The organism is Puniceibacterium sediminis (assembly GCF_900188035.1).
Classification (GTDB): Bacteria; Pseudomonadota; Alphaproteobacteria; order Rhodobacterales; family Rhodobacteraceae; genus Puniceibacterium; species Puniceibacterium sediminis.
Map to the genome: position 1 here is coordinate 62535 of NZ_FZNN01000003.1, position 15094 is coordinate 77628.

General features: G+C 56.7%; 15 protein-coding genes and 1 pseudogene. 8 read left to right on the forward strand and 8 right to left on the reverse strand.

The window, feature by feature from the left end; translation table 11 throughout:
- Positions 1–4 precede the first annotated feature (4 nt).
- The 5 genes from CHB75_RS04720 to rho are packed head-to-tail and all read right to left on the reverse strand — an operon-like array spanning position 5 to position 5882.
- Positions 5–814: a ParA family protein gene (locus CHB75_RS04720; RefSeq protein ID WP_089269383.1), complete on the reverse strand. Its 810-nt coding sequence runs from the start codon at positions 812–814 to the stop codon at positions 5–7.
- Complete coding sequence (gene rsmG, locus CHB75_RS04725; RefSeq protein ID WP_245840716.1) at positions 807–1430, reverse strand: 16S rRNA (guanine(527)-N(7))-methyltransferase RsmG; 624 nt, start codon at positions 1428–1430, stop codon at positions 807–809. Before rsmG ends, CHB75_RS04720 begins: the two co-directional genes overlap by 8 nt.
- Complete coding sequence (mnmG, locus tag CHB75_RS04730) at positions 1427–3295, reverse strand: tRNA uridine-5-carboxymethylaminomethyl(34) synthesis enzyme MnmG (RefSeq protein WP_089269384.1); 1869 nt, start codon at positions 3293–3295, stop codon at positions 1427–1429. Before mnmG ends, rsmG begins: the two co-directional genes overlap by 4 nt.
- 12 nt (positions 3296–3307) lie before the next feature.
- Positions 3308–4591 carry a tRNA uridine-5-carboxymethylaminomethyl(34) synthesis GTPase MnmE gene (gene mnmE, locus CHB75_RS04735; RefSeq protein ID WP_089269385.1) on the reverse strand — a complete coding sequence of 428 codons (1284 nt, stop codon included), beginning with the start codon at positions 4589–4591 and terminating at the stop codon, positions 3308–3310.
- 19 nt (positions 4592–4610) lie between these two features.
- Positions 4611–5882: a transcription termination factor Rho gene (rho, locus tag CHB75_RS04740; protein WP_089269386.1), complete on the reverse strand. Its 1272-nt coding sequence runs from the start codon at positions 5880–5882 to the stop codon at positions 4611–4613.
- A gap of 542 nt (positions 5883–6424) precedes the next feature.
- Here rho and CHB75_RS04745 point away from each other — a divergent pair.
- The 4 genes from CHB75_RS04745 to dnaQ are packed head-to-tail and all read left to right on the forward strand — an operon-like array spanning position 6425 to position 9129.
- On the forward strand, positions 6425–7024 hold the full coding sequence (locus tag CHB75_RS04745; RefSeq protein ID WP_089269387.1) for a Maf family protein: 600 nt from the start codon (positions 6425–6427) through the stop codon (positions 7022–7024).
- Positions 7021–7854: a shikimate dehydrogenase gene (locus CHB75_RS04750; protein WP_089269388.1), complete on the forward strand. Its 834-nt coding sequence runs from the start codon at positions 7021–7023 to the stop codon at positions 7852–7854. The genes CHB75_RS04745 and CHB75_RS04750 overlap by 4 nt, the downstream gene beginning before the upstream one ends.
- A complete protein-coding gene (coaE, locus tag CHB75_RS04755; protein WP_089269389.1) occupies positions 7851–8444 on the forward strand; it encodes a dephospho-CoA kinase in 594 nt (197 codons plus the stop codon). Before CHB75_RS04750 ends, coaE begins: the two co-directional genes overlap by 4 nt.
- The gene (dnaQ, locus tag CHB75_RS04760) at positions 8437–9129 is read left to right on the forward strand and encodes a DNA polymerase III subunit epsilon (protein ID WP_089269390.1); all 693 of its coding nucleotides are present in this window, start codon (positions 8437–8439) and stop codon (positions 9127–9129) included. The genes coaE and dnaQ overlap by 8 nt, the downstream gene beginning before the upstream one ends.
- Position 9130: 1 nt before the next feature.
- Here dnaQ and secB read toward each other — a convergent pair whose 3' ends face one another.
- Together secB and CHB75_RS04770 are read right to left on the reverse strand one after the other, a co-directional pair.
- On the reverse strand, positions 9131–9637 hold the full coding sequence (gene secB / locus CHB75_RS04765) for a protein-export chaperone SecB (protein ID WP_089269391.1): 507 nt from the start codon (positions 9635–9637) through the stop codon (positions 9131–9133).
- Positions 9638–9728: 91 nt separating this feature from the next.
- On the reverse strand, positions 9729–10238 hold the full coding sequence (locus CHB75_RS04770; protein ID WP_089269392.1) for an FxsA family protein: 510 nt from the start codon (positions 10236–10238) through the stop codon (positions 9729–9731).
- Between the two features lie 105 nt (positions 10239–10343).
- On the opposite strand from CHB75_RS04770, the gene CHB75_RS04775 reads away from it, so the two are divergent.
- Together CHB75_RS04775 and CHB75_RS04780 are read left to right on the forward strand one after the other, a co-directional pair.
- Positions 10344–10997: a Tim44/TimA family putative adaptor protein gene (locus tag CHB75_RS04775; protein ID WP_089269393.1), complete on the forward strand. Its 654-nt coding sequence runs from the start codon at positions 10344–10346 to the stop codon at positions 10995–10997.
- Positions 10998–11193: 196 nt separating this feature from the next.
- Complete coding sequence (locus CHB75_RS04780; protein WP_089269570.1) at positions 11194–11787, forward strand: Smr/MutS family protein; 594 nt, start codon at positions 11194–11196, stop codon at positions 11785–11787.
- On the opposite strand, the gene CHB75_RS04785 is transcribed toward CHB75_RS04780, so the two are convergent.
- A complete protein-coding gene (locus CHB75_RS04785; protein ID WP_089269394.1) occupies positions 11784–13010 on the reverse strand; it encodes an MFS transporter in 1227 nt (408 codons plus the stop codon). The genes CHB75_RS04780 and CHB75_RS04785 overlap by 4 nt on opposite strands.
- A gap of 500 nt (positions 13011–13510) precedes the next feature.
- On the opposite strand from CHB75_RS04785, the pseudogene CHB75_RS04790 reads away from it, so the two are divergent.
- Together CHB75_RS04790 and idi are read left to right on the forward strand one after the other, a co-directional pair.
- Positions 13511–14337, forward strand: a pseudogene (locus tag CHB75_RS04790) (polyprenyl synthetase family protein); the annotation flags it as partial.
- Between the two features lie 205 nt (positions 14338–14542).
- The gene (gene idi / locus CHB75_RS04795) at positions 14543–15079 is read left to right on the forward strand and encodes an isopentenyl-diphosphate delta-isomerase (RefSeq protein WP_089269395.1); all 537 of its coding nucleotides are present in this window, start codon (positions 14543–14545) and stop codon (positions 15077–15079) included.
- The last annotated feature ends 15 nt before the right edge of the window (positions 15080–15094 follow it).

The window sequence follows — 15094 nt, forward strand, 5'->3', positions numbered from 1 at the left end:
GATCTTAAGCTGCGATTTTTGCGTTTTTCCGAAGGAACTCACGGGCGAGTTCGCGATAAGCCGATGCGCCCTTTGAATTGCTGTCGTATGCCAGCACCGGAAGCGCGTAGGACGGCGCCTCACTGACACGAACGTTGCGGGGAATGACGGCGTTGAAAACCAGATCGCCGAGGTTTGCGCGCGCGTCCGCCTCGACCTGCTGGGACAGATTATTGCGAGCGTCGTACATGGTAAGGACCACACCTTCGATCCGCAGGTCAGGATTGGCAGATTGGCGGACTTCGCGAATGGTCAGCATCAGTTGGGACAACCCTTCCAGCGCGAAGAATTCGCTTTGGAGCGGCACCAGAACCGAATGCGCGGCCACCATTGCGTTGACCGTCAAAAGGCTGAGCGACGGAGGGCAGTCGATGAGGATGTAATCAAAGCCAAATTCATCAATGCCCTTTTGTCTAAGGGCATTATGCAACAGGAAGCTACGGTTTTCATTGGATATTAACTCCATATCCGCAGAACTTAGATCAATGGTTGCCGGGATCAGGTACAGGTCCTGGGTGTCCGTCTTCTGGATCACGTCAGCCAGATCGATGTCTTCGAGCAGGAGTTCATAGGTGGTGTAATCGCGGTCGTCAGGGACAATACCAAGGCCTGTGGAGGCATTTCCCTGCGGGTCCAGATCGACGACGAGAATCTTGAAACCTTCTTCAACCAAGGCGGCGCCGAAATTGATGGTTGTCGTCGTTTTACCGACTCCGCCCTTCTGATTCGCAATCGCAATGATTTTCGGGCCTTTGGCGCGGGCCGCATCAGACATGAGCGATATCTCCGATTTGAAGGATAACGGCGTTTGGGTCAGTTTGACTTGTATGCTCGATAAGAGAAAATGACCATGTGGCGCGAGCGTCTTCGACCTCTTTTTTCCAGTTGGCACCCTTCTGGAAAAGCGCAACTCCGTCGTCTGACAGGTGGCGATCGGCATAGCTGCAAAGCGTCGTGAGATCAGAAAGTGCCCTGGCGCTGATTGTTTTCGCGTTTTGCGGCGGAATTATTTCAATTCTTTCAGAAATCACATCAGCGACAACACCAGTTTCCCTTAGGACCTGGCGCAGGAACGTGGATTTGCGTTGATCGCTTTCCACAAGCGTTACTTTACGGCCGGGATTTCTTTCACGTGCCAAGATGGCGACGATGATTCCCGGGAATCCACCGCCACTACCCAGATCGACCCAAGTCCCTGTTTTATCGGGGGAAAGATCGTATATCTGAATGGAATCCCGCACATGTCGATCCCATACATCTGGCAGAGTGCTCCGGGAGACGAGGTTAATTTTAGGGTTCCATTTTTTCAACAAATCGACGTAAATTTGCAGGGCTTCCCCTGTTTCACGTGAAACATTTTTCAGTATTTCCGCTGCAGTCACACCAGTCACGCGGATTTAACCCGCTGCGCTTGACGCAGCTTAGCCAGTATCAACGTAAGGGCTGCCGGCGTCATACCATCCACCCTACTCGCCTGAGCAAGATTCACAGGCCGCGCCGTATTGAGTTTCATTTTCAATTCGTTGGAAAGCCCCTCTATCCGCAGGAAATCGAAATCTTCAGGGATCTGCAAAGCCTCATCTTTTTTAAGTGCGGCGACATCCCTTTGCTGGCGATCGATGTAATTGGCGTAAAGCGCGTCACGCTCTAACTGCGCCTGAATGTCATCATCTATCACCGCGAGATCGTGGTCATAAGCAGCGAGACGGCTGAAAGACATATCCGGAAATGCCAGAAGCTGATAGCCCGTGCGACGTGCTCCATCTTGGCTTGCCATCAAACCTATCTGTTTGATTTCACTTGAAGAATAACCCTTGGAGTCGAGCATGGATCGCCCAGCAGCAAGTCTGTCCATCTTGTCTTCGAAAATGCGCTGCCGTGCTTCGGCGACGCAGCCCAAGGCGATTCCCTTACCGGTCAGGCGCTGATCTGCGTTGTCAGCACGCAAAGACAGCCTAAATTCAGCCCGGGATGTGAACATACGGTAAGGCTCCGTTACCCCACGAGATGTCAGATCGTCGATCATCACACCGATATAACTGTCGGAGCGGCTAAAATGGACAGGTTCCTGATCAACGGCATGTCGCGCCGCATTTAGGCCCGCAACCAGACCTTGGGCAGCGGCCTCTTCATAACCAGTCGTGCCGTTGATCTGGCCAGCAAGGAAGAAACCAGACATGCCTTTGACCGCAAGACGTAGATCGAGGGATCGGGGGTCAACATAATCATATTCGATAGCGTAGCCGGGCTGAACGATCTGAACCTGGCTCAAACCCTCTATAGATCTTACGTAAGCCTCTTGAATATCAATCGGCAAAGAGGTCGAGATCCCATTCGGATAAACAGTTGTATCGTTGAGGCCCTCAGGCTCCAGAAAGACCTGATGCGAGGTTTTATCGGCGAACCGAACGACCTTATCCTCGATTGACGGGCAATAACGCGGCCCGACACCAGAAATTTGTCCGCCATACATCGCGGATCGCGACAGGTTTTCGCGAATGATGTCGTGCGTTGCTTCGTTAGTGTGCGTGATTCCACAAGAAATCTGGCGCGCAAACGGGAGTTTATTGAGAAACGAGAAGACAACAGGATCATCGTCCCCCGGCTGGGAATGAAGAGTGTCCCAATCAATCGTTCGCCCATCCAACCGCGGCGGCGTCCCAGTTTTCAAACGTCCCAGGGGGAGTTCAAAGCTGTCGATACGCTCAGCCAGACGAACGGAAGGTTTGTCGCCCATCCTACCGCCTGGACTGGAAACGTCGCCGATATGTATGACGCCGCGCAGAAAGGTTCCTGTCGTCAAAACCACTGATTTGGAGGAGATGCGCTGTCCTTCTGCAAGAACAACGCCCGTTACACGGTCGCCTTCAAGGATCAGATCGACCACCTCGCCTTCCAGTATTTCGAGATTCTCGGCGGAGATTGTTTCTCGCAACATCTCTGACCGATAGATCTCGCGGTCGGCCTGAGCGCGTGGTCCTTGGACCGCCGGGCCTTTCCGCCGGTTCAGCAGCCTGAATTGGATACCCGCTTTATCGGCGACGCGGCCCATAACCCCGTCCATGGCGTCGATTTCACGGACTAAATGGCCTTTCCCCAATCCACCGATCGCTGGATTACAGGACATAACACCGATTCCAGAACGTTTGAGCGTAATCAAAGCCGTTCGGACGCCTAAACGTGCAGATGCGTGCGCAGCCTCACAGCCGGCGTGGCCGGCTCCGATAACAACTACATCAAAGTCCAGATGTTTCACGTGAAACACTCCCTACTTCCCAACGCAAAAGCTCGAAAAGATTTCATCGAGCAGATTCTCAACGTCGACGTGACCGACAAGTGTACTTAATCGACGAATCGCAATGCTGATCTCTTCCGCAGCGATATCATAGCTATCAACGCCCTGCGCAACCACTGGCAGCGCAACATCTAGTGAGGAAATTCCCTCTAAAAGCGCCAGCCTGTGACGTTCGCGCGTAACAAGACTAGCTTGAGCCACTTTTTTCGACAACCGGTCTTCGATTGCCACAATCAATGCATCGAGCCCCTGCCCCGTGAAACCGGAAATTCCCCGTCCATCTGGGCGAAGATCTGCCTTGGCATGCAGGACAAGATCGTCAGGCTCTGGGATGATATCCAGATCAGATCCATCTTCCATCAGAAATACGCGAAGATCTGCCGCAGCGGCTCTGTCTTTGGCGCGGGCTACTCCGATCGCTTCAACGCGATCATCGGTATCCCTAAGCCCCGCGGTATCCAAAAGCGTAACAGCAAGCCCGCCGATATCCATCCGTACTTCGATGACGTCCCGAGTTGTTCCAGCGACATCTGATGTGATCGCCGCCTCCCGGCCTGCCAACGCATTGAGAAGAGTGGATTTACCGACGTTTGGCGCACCAACAATTGCTACCTCAAACCCAGTCCGAATTCGCTCTGCTCCGGAAAAACCCCGCAACTCTTGGACAAGCTCTGCGCGAACGCCAGTTACAAGGTCCGTGACTTCGGGAGTCACATCGACGGGAACATCTTCATCAGCGAAGTCGATCACCGCCTCCAGCAAAGCGGCGGCTCTGATCAAATCCCGCCTCCAGCTATTCACTCGCTTGCCCAGATCACCGGAAAGGACCCGCAACGCTTGCCGACGTTGCGATTCAGTTTCCGCTTCTATCAAATCAGCAAGCCCTTCGACCTGTGTAAGATCCAGCCGCCCGTTTTCCAGCGCGCGCCGGGTGAATTCGCCGGGCATAGCCGGCCGGAGTCCGGGCTGAACGCTTAGCGCAGAAAGAACGGCACGCACGACGGCAATGCTGCCATGCAACTGAAATTCAACAGTTTTTTCGCCGGTAAAGCTGTGGTTTTTCGAGAAACACAGCACCAGCGCTTCGTCCAGGTATCCACCGTCCGTATCAACCAGACGTCTGACTGAGGCACGGCGCGGTTCGGGCAAACCCCCGGTCAAGGCAATGCCGGCATCCCAGGCATTTGGACCTGAAACGCGTACCACTGCGACGCCCGATTTCCCCTGCGCCGTGGCAAGGGCAAAAATCGTGTCCATGACGCCTACCCCTTTCAGGTCAGGTGTTCATTGAATCGAAGAATTCCGCATTTGACTTGGTTTGCTTGAGCTTCGAAATCAGGAATTCGATCGCGTCGGTCGTGCCCATCGGGTTCAGAATCCGGCGCAGAACAAAGGTTTTCTGAAGATCGCCCTTGTCCACCAACAGCTCTTCTTTCCGGGTTCCGGACTTAAGGATATCCATCGCCGGGAACACGCGTTTGTCAGCAACCTTGCGGTCCAGAACAAGTTCAGAGTTACCCGTGCCTTTGAATTCTTCAAAGATCACTTCATCCATCCGCGACCCGGTATCGATCAGGGCCGTTGCAATGATCGTCAGCGACCCGCCTTCTTCGATATTCCGCGCCGCACCAAAAAAGCGCTTGGGGCGTTGCAGGGCGTTAGCGTCAACACCACCGGTCAAAACTTTGCCCGACGATGGCACCACAGTGTTGAATGCTCTACCAAGTCTTGTGATTGAATCCAAAAGGATCACAACATCTCGTTTATGCTCGACAAGACGCTTGGCCTTTTCGATGACCATTTCGGACACGGCCACGTGGCGTGTCGCAGGTTCGTCGAAGGTTGAGGAGACAACCTCGCCCTTGACCGAGCGCTGCATGTCCGTGACCTCTTCGGGCCGTTCGTCGATCAGCAGCACGATCAGGTAGACGTCCGGGTGGTTCCGCTCGATGCTTGCAGCGATATTCTGTAGCAGAACGGTCTTACCTGTGCGCGGCGGTGCCACAATCAGCCCGCGCTGACCCTTACCGATGGGTGCCACGAGGTCAATGATACGGGCCGAGCGGTCCTTGATCGTGGGATCCTCGATCTCCATCTTCAAACGCTCGTCAGGGTAAAGCGGTGTGAGGTTATCAAAGGCGATCTTGTGCCGCGCTTTTTCAGGGTCCTCGAAGTTGATACGGCCAACGTCGGTCAACGCAAAATAACGCTCTTCATTCTCGGGCGCGCGAATTTCACCTTCGATGGTGTCACCGGTGCGCAATGAGAATTTCCGCGTCATCTCGGGTGAGACATAGATGTCGTCTGGGCCTGGCAGATAGTTCGCCTCGGGCGAGCGGAGAAAACCAAAACCGTCTTGCAGGACCTCAAGCACACCATCGCCAAAGATCTGCCAGCCTTCGTCCGCCCGCTCCCGCAGGATCTGGAACATCATCTCGCCCTTGCGCATGGTCGAGGCATTCTCGATCTCAAGCTCTTCGGCCATCGCCAGCAGATCCTTGGGGCTTTTCGCCTTGAGGTCAGCCAGATCCAGTTTTTCGATTTCCATGGAAACTCCTCACGGGATCAGCTGCGCTGTCCGTCTCGTCTTGGTCGTAGGGAAAATTCACCTTCGGACGAAGGCGAGAGAAGCATGTAGCCATGCTTTGGTACAGAGTCAATCTAGGCTATCCCCAGACGCGCCTGATGGGGAGACACCCTTCTAATATAATATTAAGATTATAGAGATGATGATGAAAGTAGGTATCAGGATTTCTCTGGATAAGTTATTTTTACACTGGTTACCCCCAATGCGTGTATCTGTGGATAAAATCACGGACAAACTTTTGAAAAACGCAAGACGAATTCACTAACTTGATGAAAAATAGATGTTTTAGGCGGAATTTTAACATTTACGATCTGTGTATAACTCTGCGCAGAACTCCGCGTTCGTAGAGCTATAACCGCCAGGGACTTGTTCTTACCCATAGGCGGAAAACATTGCCGACAATCACTGGTGTGACGTCGTTATCCCCTGTCTTGCAATGGCAGGGCTTTTTCCGCAGAAGAGACTCAGCTGATGTCACCAGGGTTTTCAACGGGTTTATCCACATGCCGCAGGAGATCATTCTTGCTTCGGGATCGTCCATTCGGTCGGATCTGCTGCGCGCGGCCGGCGTCGCGCATCGAATCGACGTGCCCCGGATCGACGAAGAATCGGTCCGCGCAGCGCTAGCCGCTGAACAGGCACCGCCACGGGACGTCGCCGATATGCTTGCTGAGATGAAGGCACGCAAGATCAGCGACCGCAATCCCGGTGCGCTGGTTCTGGGCTGCGATCAGGTTCTTTCCATCGACCGTGAAATCATCGGAAAACCGACGGATGTTGATGATGCGCGGGCCCAACTGCGGCGCCTGCGGGGCAAAACACACATGCTGCTGTCTGCGGCGGTGTTATATGAGGATAGCGCGCCGCTATGGCGTCATGTGGGGATTGCCCGTCTGCACATGCGAGACATTTCCGACGCCTATCTTGACGACTACCTGTCGCGGAACTGGGACAGCATCCGCCATTCGGTCGGTGGCTACAAACTGGAAGAGGAAGGTGTGCGACTGTTCACCCATATACAGGGCGATCATTTCACCATCCTTGGGCTGCCGTTGTTCGAACTGCTCAACCATCTGATCCTGAAAGGAACCCTCCCCTCATGACCGAGGACCGGATTCCCCTGGCCGGCGTCATCGGCGCGCCGATCCACCATTCGAAATCACCGCGTCTGCACGGCCACTGGCTGCGCAAATATGGGTTGAAGGGGCATTATGTCCCTATGGAAATCGCGTCGGCCGATCTGGAAGATGCGCTGCGGATGCTGCCAAAACTGGGTTTTGTCGGCGTCAACGTCACCATTCCTTACAAGGAACGGGTGATGGAGTTGGCAGATCAGGTAACTGATCGCGCAACCTTGATCGGGGCGGCCAACACGCTGATCTTTCGTAAGGATGGCAAGATTCATGCCGATAATACAGATGGTTATGGATTTATCGAGAATCTGCGCCAGAACGCGCCGGACTGGAATCCTGCGGCCGGGCCGGCCGTGGTCATGGGGGCCGGCGGAGCGGCCCGGGCTGTCATTACCAGCCTGCTTGATTGCGGTGTCCCCGAAATTCGGCTGACAAACCGAACCCGTATTCGCGCCGACAAGCTGCGCGAGGATTTCGGCCAGCGCGTGCATGTGGTCGAATGGGTGCAGGCGGGCAATGTGCTTGACGATGCGGCGACCGTGGTCAACACGACGTCGCTGGGTATGGTGGGCAAGCCGGAAATGCGCGTGCCGCTGGACGGGCTGCGGCCCGGGACGCTTGTTACCGACGTGGTTTACACCCCGCTTCAGACACGCTTGCTGCGCATTGCAGCCGAACAGGGGTGTATCTGCGTAGACGGTCTGGGGATGTTGCTGCATCAGGCGGTACCGGGGTTCGAACGCTGGTTCGGACATCGGCCAGAGGTTGACGAAGCTACTCGCGCTGCCGTGTTGAGATGAGGTTCAAGCTGGGTCTGACCGGGTCGATCGGCATGGGCAAATCCACGACCGCAAAAATGTTCGCCGAACAGGGCTGCGCATTGTGGGATGCAGATGCAGCGGTGCATCGGCTTTACAGTGCCGGTGGGGCTGCGGTGTTGCCCATGCAGGCGTTGTTTCCCGACGCGGTCACGGATGATGGTATCGACCGCGCAATGCTACGCGAGATTATTGCCGAAGACCCGGATGCGATCAGACAGATCGAAGCCATCGTGCACCCGCTTGTGCAACAGGATCGGCAGAGGTTCATAGATGCCAATCCCGACCAGATTGGCGTTTTCGACATCCCCCTGCTGTTCGAAACCGGCGGAGATGCCGCAATGGATGCGGTTGCCTGCGTGACGGTTTCAGGTGAAATACAGCGGCAACGGGTGCTTGAGCGCGGGACGATGAGTGTGGAGCAGTTTGAGCAGATCCTGGCGCGTCAGATGCCTATCGCAGAAAAGCTCGGCCGGTCGGATTACAGGATCGAAACCGACACTCTTGAGCATGCCCGCGCTCAGGTGCAGGATGTTTTGAAAGATATCGAAAGGCGGCTGAACCATGCGTGAGATTGTGCTCGACACCGAAACCACGGGATTTGACCCTGAATCCGGTGACCGGATCGTCGAAATCGGCGCGGTCGAACTGATGGGCCACATTCCGACCGGGAACACCTATCACCAGTATATCAACCCCGAACGCATGATGCCGAACGAAGCGTTTCAGGTGCACGGTCTGGGTGACGATTTCCTGCGGGACAAGCCCAAGTTCGCGCATATCGCAGAGGCGTTCCTTGCCTTTGTGGGTGAGTCCAAGATGGTGATCCACAACGCAGCGTTCGATATGAAATTTCTGAACGCCGAGTTGCGTTGGCTGGGGATGCGGCAACTGCCGTGGGAACAGGCCATCGATACGCTGGCCATCGCGAAAAAGAGATTTCCCGGCTCGCCGGCCTCGCTCGACGCCCTGTGTCGCCGTTTCAACATCGATAATTCGTCGCGTACGCTGCACGGCGCGCTGCTCGACTCCGAGATCCTGGCCGAAGTTTATCTGGAACTCGTCGGTGGCAAGCAGCCGGATTTTGGCCTGTCCCAGGTACGCAACGATTCCCGCACCAGTGTGGCCAGTGACCAGAACTGGCGCCCGCAGCCGCGCCCGCAGCCCCTGCCGGCCCGGATCACGGAAATGGAAAAGGCGGCACATGCCGCCTTTGTCGCCAAGCTTGGGGAAAGCGCCCTATGGTCGAAGGGCTGATTCAGGCAGTGCCCGCAGGAGCCTGTGCTGCCTGACGGCGCGCGATTTCGTTCCGGTAAAGCGACACAAAGTCGATTGTTTCCAGATTAAGGGCCGGAAAACCGCCGTCGCGTGTCACGTCCGAAACAATGCGGCGCACGAACGGGAACAGCATGCGCGGGCATTCGATCAGCAGGAATGGGTGCATCTGGTCCTCGGGAACGTTCTCGATGTTGAACACGCCGGCATAGTCCAGTTCCATCAGGAACAGCTGGTCACGGCTTTCTTTGGCCTTGGCATCGACCTTCAGCTTCATGACGACTTCGTACTGGTTGTCGGCAGAACGTTTGCGCGCATCCAGATTCACCTGAACCTGTACATCCGGGACCGTTTCGCCGCCGGTGCCGCGCTGCGCGAGGATATTTTCGAACGACATGTCGCGGATGAACTGTGCAAGCACGCTCATTTTGATCTGCGGTGCTGCTGCAGCGCCAGTTTCCGCGCCGTTTGCTGTCGGTTCATCTGCCATCATCTTCTCCCTTGAAGGTCAATTTCGCACAGTGCTTAGCAGCAACCAGCGACTGCCTCAATGGTTACACGAAGCCTGTGAACCTTGGAATTCAGTGCTTGGTCCAACCCGATCCGGGGTGCGTCGGGTGCTTGGGTGACAGCCTGTCGTCGGGGGATGTGACGTCTTCGTATTCGCCGTCGATCACATCGCCGCGCGCGCCGGGTTGTGGTCGCCGCTGCGGACCGGGCCCGCCGCCCATTTCAAAACGCTGAACCTTGATGTGTTTGCGCAGATAATTGATCACGGCGTTCCGGACCGGCGGGGTCAAAAGCGCAAAACCCATGGCATCGGTGAAAAAACCTGGGGTCAGCAACAGCACGCCGGCCACAAGGATCATGGCGCCGTGGGCCAAAGGTTCGGTCGGGTCGCGTAGATCGGAGAACGACCGGCGCACGTTATTTAGCGCCATAGCCCCCTGTGATCGGACCAACCAGGTGCCAAGAACGGCGGTCAGCACAACAATCGCAAGCGTCGGCCAAAGACCGATCAGGCCACCGACCTGGATAAACAATGCAATCTCGATAATCGGGACTGCCAGAAAAGCCACAAATAGCCACATTGGACCGGTCTCCTTCTCTTGCGGTGCGGTGGACTTGCCCGCACACAGCACCTACATAAGGTATTAACTGTCCCTTTTAAATGCACACGCCACCGCGAGGTCTCGATGAATTCACCGATTATCCAGTTGCTGGTTCTTGCCGGAGTGGCAGTTTTCCTGATTTTGCGCCTGCGCGGCGTGTTGGGAACCCGGGAAGGTTTTGAAAAACCGCCTGCTTCGGCGACCAAAGGCAAGGCCCGGCCCGATTTCGAGGTCATTGAGGGCGGTCCTGACCCTGACATCATCGATCACGTGCCCGAAGGCAGCCCCGCCGCCGATGCGCTGGCACGGATGAAGCGGATCGAGCCGAGCTTTGGCGTTGGTGAGTTCCTTGGCGGCGCACGCGGTGCCTATGAGATGATCCTGATGGCGTTTGAAAAGGGCGATCTGTCCGAGATCAAGCCATTCCTGGGCCCCGACGTCTACGAAACCTTCAGTGAAGTGGTGGAATCCCGTGAAGCGCAGGGTCTGAAAATTGAATCCGACTTCATCGGTATCCGCGAAATGGTCTTGCAGGATGCGGCCCTGAACGATGAAACCGGGCTGGCTGAACTGACGATACGCTATGTCGGTGAGCTTACCTCTGTCGTGCGCGACAGTTCGGGCGAGATCATCGAGGGCAACGCCAATCAGACCAAGAAGCAAAAGGACATCTGGACCTACGCACGCACCATGGGCAGCGACAATCCCAACTGGCAGCTCGTCGTCACGGGCGAGTGATCCGGGCGCTGTTTGCGAAACCCTTGCTGAGGACGGCTATGGCAACGGCAGACGGTGGCTTTGGGCCTGAACTCATGATTTGTGATCTTTGCGGCGGAGCGGTGGATAACTGGTCCGCCGCTCTGTCTGTATTTGTGAACACAGGTGGGGGTCTTGGCGGGTCGAACCGGTGCACCTTGTTGCCGAGGTCGCGGCGATGACCCGGCGCCGCGTGCGCCCAGAAGAGCTCGAGCTTTGGCGTCAGGTGGCCCGCAGCACGGAAAAGCTGGGCCGACGGGATCATTTTGCCCCCGTGGGGCCGGCCCCGCGCAAGCCGGACGTTGAACCAGCCCCAAAGCAGGCCGAGCCATTGGCGCCCTTCACTCTGGGCCAGAAAAACCAATCCAGACCCGAAGCCCCTGCCCTTCCTCGGACCACAAGCCAGCGATTGAATGGCGATGCGGTTCAGATGGACAAGAAGGCGCATACACGGCTCAAGCGCGGAAAACTGGCGCCGGAGGCGCGGATTGACCTGCATGGCATGACACTGGATCAGGCGCACCCCAGTCTGATCCGTTTCATCCTGACGCAGCAGTCACAGGGCGCGCGGCTGGTTCTGGTGATCACCGGCAAAGGGCAACGGGAAGATCCCTATGCGCCCATGCCCCACCGCCGCGGCGTTTTGAAACAACAGGTGCCGATGTGGCTGCGCATGGCGCCCGTCGCTCAGGCCGTGCTTCAGGTCACCGAGGCGCATATTCGTCACGGCGGCGGCGGTGCCTACTACGTCTATTTGCGCCGCACCCGTTAGGCGGGCGCTATTGTGAGCAACGGTCTGGCCCGCCGTATCCCGATCAGCATCATCACCGTGGTGAAGATGAAATAGGCGGAAACCGCCACATATTGCCCGTTTAGCGAAACGCCGGCGTCGATCAGCACACCGGTCAGCCCCGGCCCGATCGCAGTCCCGAAAACCATGACTGCCGCGCCCATCGCCTTGATCGAACCAAGGTGCCGTGTCCCAAAGAATTCGGCCCAAAAGGCATTGGGAAGGGTCGATTGCATGCCTTGCGTCAGGCCAAGAAACATCAGTCCGACGAAAGCGCCACCAAGTGTGCCGGTCTGGGCAAAGAACAGGAAGGCGACCGCAGCAGGCAATTGAAACCATGGCAGCACCCGGGGCGTGCCGAACCGGTCCAATGCCCAGCCTGATGCGATCATTGATCCGACCCCGACCAGCGTAAAGATCGGGAACATGGTGACCAGCGACAAGTGTTCCCAGCCCTTGATGCCGGCGTAGTGGACCTGATGGAAAAAGAATGCCGTGCTGAACGCCGGCGGCCCCAGAAGCGCCGGAACCATGAACCAGAACAATGGGTTGCGGAAAACCTCGTTGCGGCGCCAGTGGCGTCCTTCCATACCGGCGGACTGATCGGTTTCCGCCATGCTTTGCGGTGTACGTTCCTGACGCAGCAATAGGAACAGTAGTGGAATCGCGGCCAGCGCGACGACGGCGGCAAAAACCCAAAGCAGCCGCCAGTCAATGAACAGCATCAGAGAAACGAATGTGATCGGCAGCACTGCCTCGCCCAGAGCAATGCCGAGGCCGGCGACGGACAGCGCCTTGCCGCGTGTCGCGAGGAACCAGCGCGACATCGACACCACCGCAATATGGCTGGTCATGCCCTGACCAAAGAACCGCAGCGTGAAAATCACCACCGGCAAGAGGGCCGCAACAGGGTTTATGGCCATGAACAGGCAGGCACTGCCCAGCAGACACAGTACAAAAGCGCCAAGTGCGCGGGACCGGTAGTGATCCGTCAGCCCGCCGGCCCAGACCATGGCAATGGCCGAGCAGGTGGTGCCCAGTGAATAAATGCCTCCCCAGGCACCGTTGCTCAGGCCAAAGGCCTCGCGGATCTCGCCCGAAAAGACCGCGATGAAAAAGGTCTGCCCAAAGCTGGACAGAAAGCTGAGCATTGCACCAGCGGCGAGCCAGCGGGCATTATCGCGAAGAAAGGAAATCGTTGTCATAGGTGTTCTTTGTCCCTGACGTTTGAGCTGTGCAAGTGGATTTCTATGCCGACGAATTTTGGACATACACGATGGGCCAGACTGACGCCGTTTCGGGCAATCGTTGCTCCAGCCGGTGAAGATTTTTGGCCGATGCATTTGATATGGCGTTATCGGCCCTGACCTCTGAACTGGGGGGCGACGTTTGCTGACTTCAGTATTCCGCTTGGCTGCACACTGATCATGCTGTCAGCAAAGGTCCGTGGCTGACCTTGGATGGGCGGAAGGTGGTCGGTTTCGGCGCCAGTACAAATCGACGCGGGGTTTGTTCTAATACGTTTCGGACACTTGGTGAGGATTAGCCCTGTCCGTAACGGGGCGACGGGACAAATCCAAAATTCCGCACTGGGATTGCGCGACAGGGTTAGGACCGGATTGTTGGCAGTATTTGTACGAGTATCCATTATGACTTACGCGGTGCTGTCACAATATTATGACACATCCAGCCGCAGGAGCCTGCAATATCCTTGAACGCGCGTATAGCCGCCGCTGTGCGGAACGCCGTTTCCATAAGGCGGGGCGGAATATCCCCACCGCAACTTTCCAAGGCACTGGGCTATGCGACCGAACCCGGAGGTACACGGATCCGGCCGGCCATCCTGATGTCGGTGGCACTGGCCTGTGGCGATGACCAACCGCAACTCACAGATGCGGCGGCGCTTGAACTGACCTTGTTCACGACGATCTGGCTTGTTTCGACGACGCTGACATGCGGCGTGGAAAACCTTCGGTCCATCGAGCCTACTCCGAACCGCTTGCTGTACTTACCGGTGATTCCCTTATTGTTCTGGGTTTCGAAGTCCTGGCGAAGGCCGCAACGATAGTGCCCGAGAGAGGCATAAAGTTGGTGCTGTCGCTTGCGCAGCATACGGGGGTGGCTGGTGGCATTTGCGCCGGCCAGGGCTGGGAAAGCGAACCCGAGATTGATCTTTCGGCCTATCACCGTTCAAAAACCGGGGCTTTGTTCGTTGCTGCGACACAGATGGGTGCCACCGCTGCCGCTCAGGATGAAGAACCCTGGCACGAACTGGGGGGCCGCATTGGTGAGGTGTTTCAGGTCGCGGACGATCTTTGTGATGCGCTGCACGATGCCGGGACGCCAAGTGAACCGGCTGGGCAGGATAATCTGCACGGGCGGCGCAATACGGTGACTGAACTGGGTGTGGATGGGGCGCGAAAACGGCGCCGGGATATCCTTGTCGGAGCCATTGCATCGATACCGTCCTGCCCGGGAGAGGCATCGCTTGCGCAGATGGTGAGGATGCAGGCAGAACAGATCATGCCTGTAATCAACCCCGCGCTCGTTCTCGTCGAAGGCGTGGTAGTTGAAGGGCTGCTGGCCGGTACGGGTTCTTCGCCCAAGACTTCGATGTTCAAAAGACGAAGTGCTCGGTCTATATGAAGAGGACGCTGGTGAGTGCGCACACAGGGGCGCATTGAAAATCGGGTCCAAGAGGCCGGGACATACCCAGCTGCGAGCAGGAGACGTATGGATGTCGGCAAAAATTCCCGCGTGGGTGAACGGAACACTGGTTCCGGTGGACAAACTCGAAGCGCATGTCAAAGGCCTGCGTCACAAGGCCGTGTCCGTCTTTGTCACCCGTGGGAATGAGGTGCTGATCCAGCGCAGGGCGATGGGCAAGTACCATACCCCCGGCCTTTGGGCGAACACCTGCTGCACCCATCCGAGGTGGGATGAGACCAGCGAGGATTGCGCCAATCGCCGCCTGTCCGAAGAGCTTGGAATTACAGGTTTGTCGCCCGAATATCGTGATCGCGTGGAATATCGGGCAGATGTGGGCGGCGGGCTGACCGAACATGAGGTGGTGGATATTTTCGTTGCCACGTCACCTGTCGACCTGACCGTTGATCCAGATCCATCCGAAGTTATGGAGACGCGATGGATCAGTTATGACTCGCTGCTGTCAGAGGTAATGGTCGCCCCCGAACGATTTACTCCCTGGCTGCTGATCTACCTTGATACCTATGCCAGCAGGATTTTCTCACCCGAGATGCTGGCGCGCGCCTGAAGCATCGGCGTAGCT

What these genes read in the sequence shown, in the direction of transcription:
- CHB75_RS04780 (WP_089269570.1), top strand. Translation starts at nt 11,194, where the DNA reads ATGACCCGGCGCCGCGTGCGCCCAGAAGAGCTCGAGCTTTGGCGTCAG.
- coaE (WP_089269389.1), top strand. Translation starts at nt 7,851, where the DNA reads ATGAGGTTCAAGCTGGGTCTGACCGGGTCGATCGGCATGGGCAAATCC.
- CHB75_RS04770 (WP_089269392.1), bottom strand. Translation starts at nt 10,238, where the DNA reads ATGTGGCTATTTGTGGCTTTTCTGGCAGTCCCGATTATCGAGATTGCA.
- CHB75_RS04745 (WP_089269387.1), top strand. Translation starts at nt 6,425, where the DNA reads ATGCCGCAGGAGATCATTCTTGCTTCGGGATCGTCCATTCGGTCGGAT.
- CHB75_RS04750 (WP_089269388.1), top strand. Translation starts at nt 7,021, where the DNA reads ATGACCGAGGACCGGATTCCCCTGGCCGGCGTCATCGGCGCGCCGATC.
- CHB75_RS04775 (WP_089269393.1), top strand. Translation starts at nt 10,344, where the DNA reads ATGAATTCACCGATTATCCAGTTGCTGGTTCTTGCCGGAGTGGCAGTT.
- idi (WP_089269395.1), top strand. Translation starts at nt 14,543, where the DNA reads ATGTCGGCAAAAATTCCCGCGTGGGTGAACGGAACACTGGTTCCGGTG.
- CHB75_RS04720 (WP_089269383.1), bottom strand. Translation starts at nt 814, where the DNA reads ATGTCTGATGCGGCCCGCGCCAAAGGCCCGAAAATCATTGCGATTGCG.
- rho (WP_089269386.1), bottom strand. Translation starts at nt 5,882, where the DNA reads ATGGAAATCGAAAAACTGGATCTGGCTGACCTCAAGGCGAAAAGCCCC.
- CHB75_RS04785 (WP_089269394.1), bottom strand. Translation starts at nt 13,010, where the DNA reads ATGACAACGATTTCCTTTCTTCGCGATAATGCCCGCTGGCTCGCCGCT.
- mnmE (WP_089269385.1), bottom strand. Translation starts at nt 4,591, where the DNA reads ATGGACACGATTTTTGCCCTTGCCACGGCGCAGGGGAAATCGGGCGTC.
- secB (WP_089269391.1), bottom strand. Translation starts at nt 9,637, where the DNA reads ATGGCAGATGAACCGACAGCAAACGGCGCGGAAACTGGCGCTGCAGCA.
- dnaQ (WP_089269390.1), top strand. Translation starts at nt 8,437, where the DNA reads ATGCGTGAGATTGTGCTCGACACCGAAACCACGGGATTTGACCCTGAA.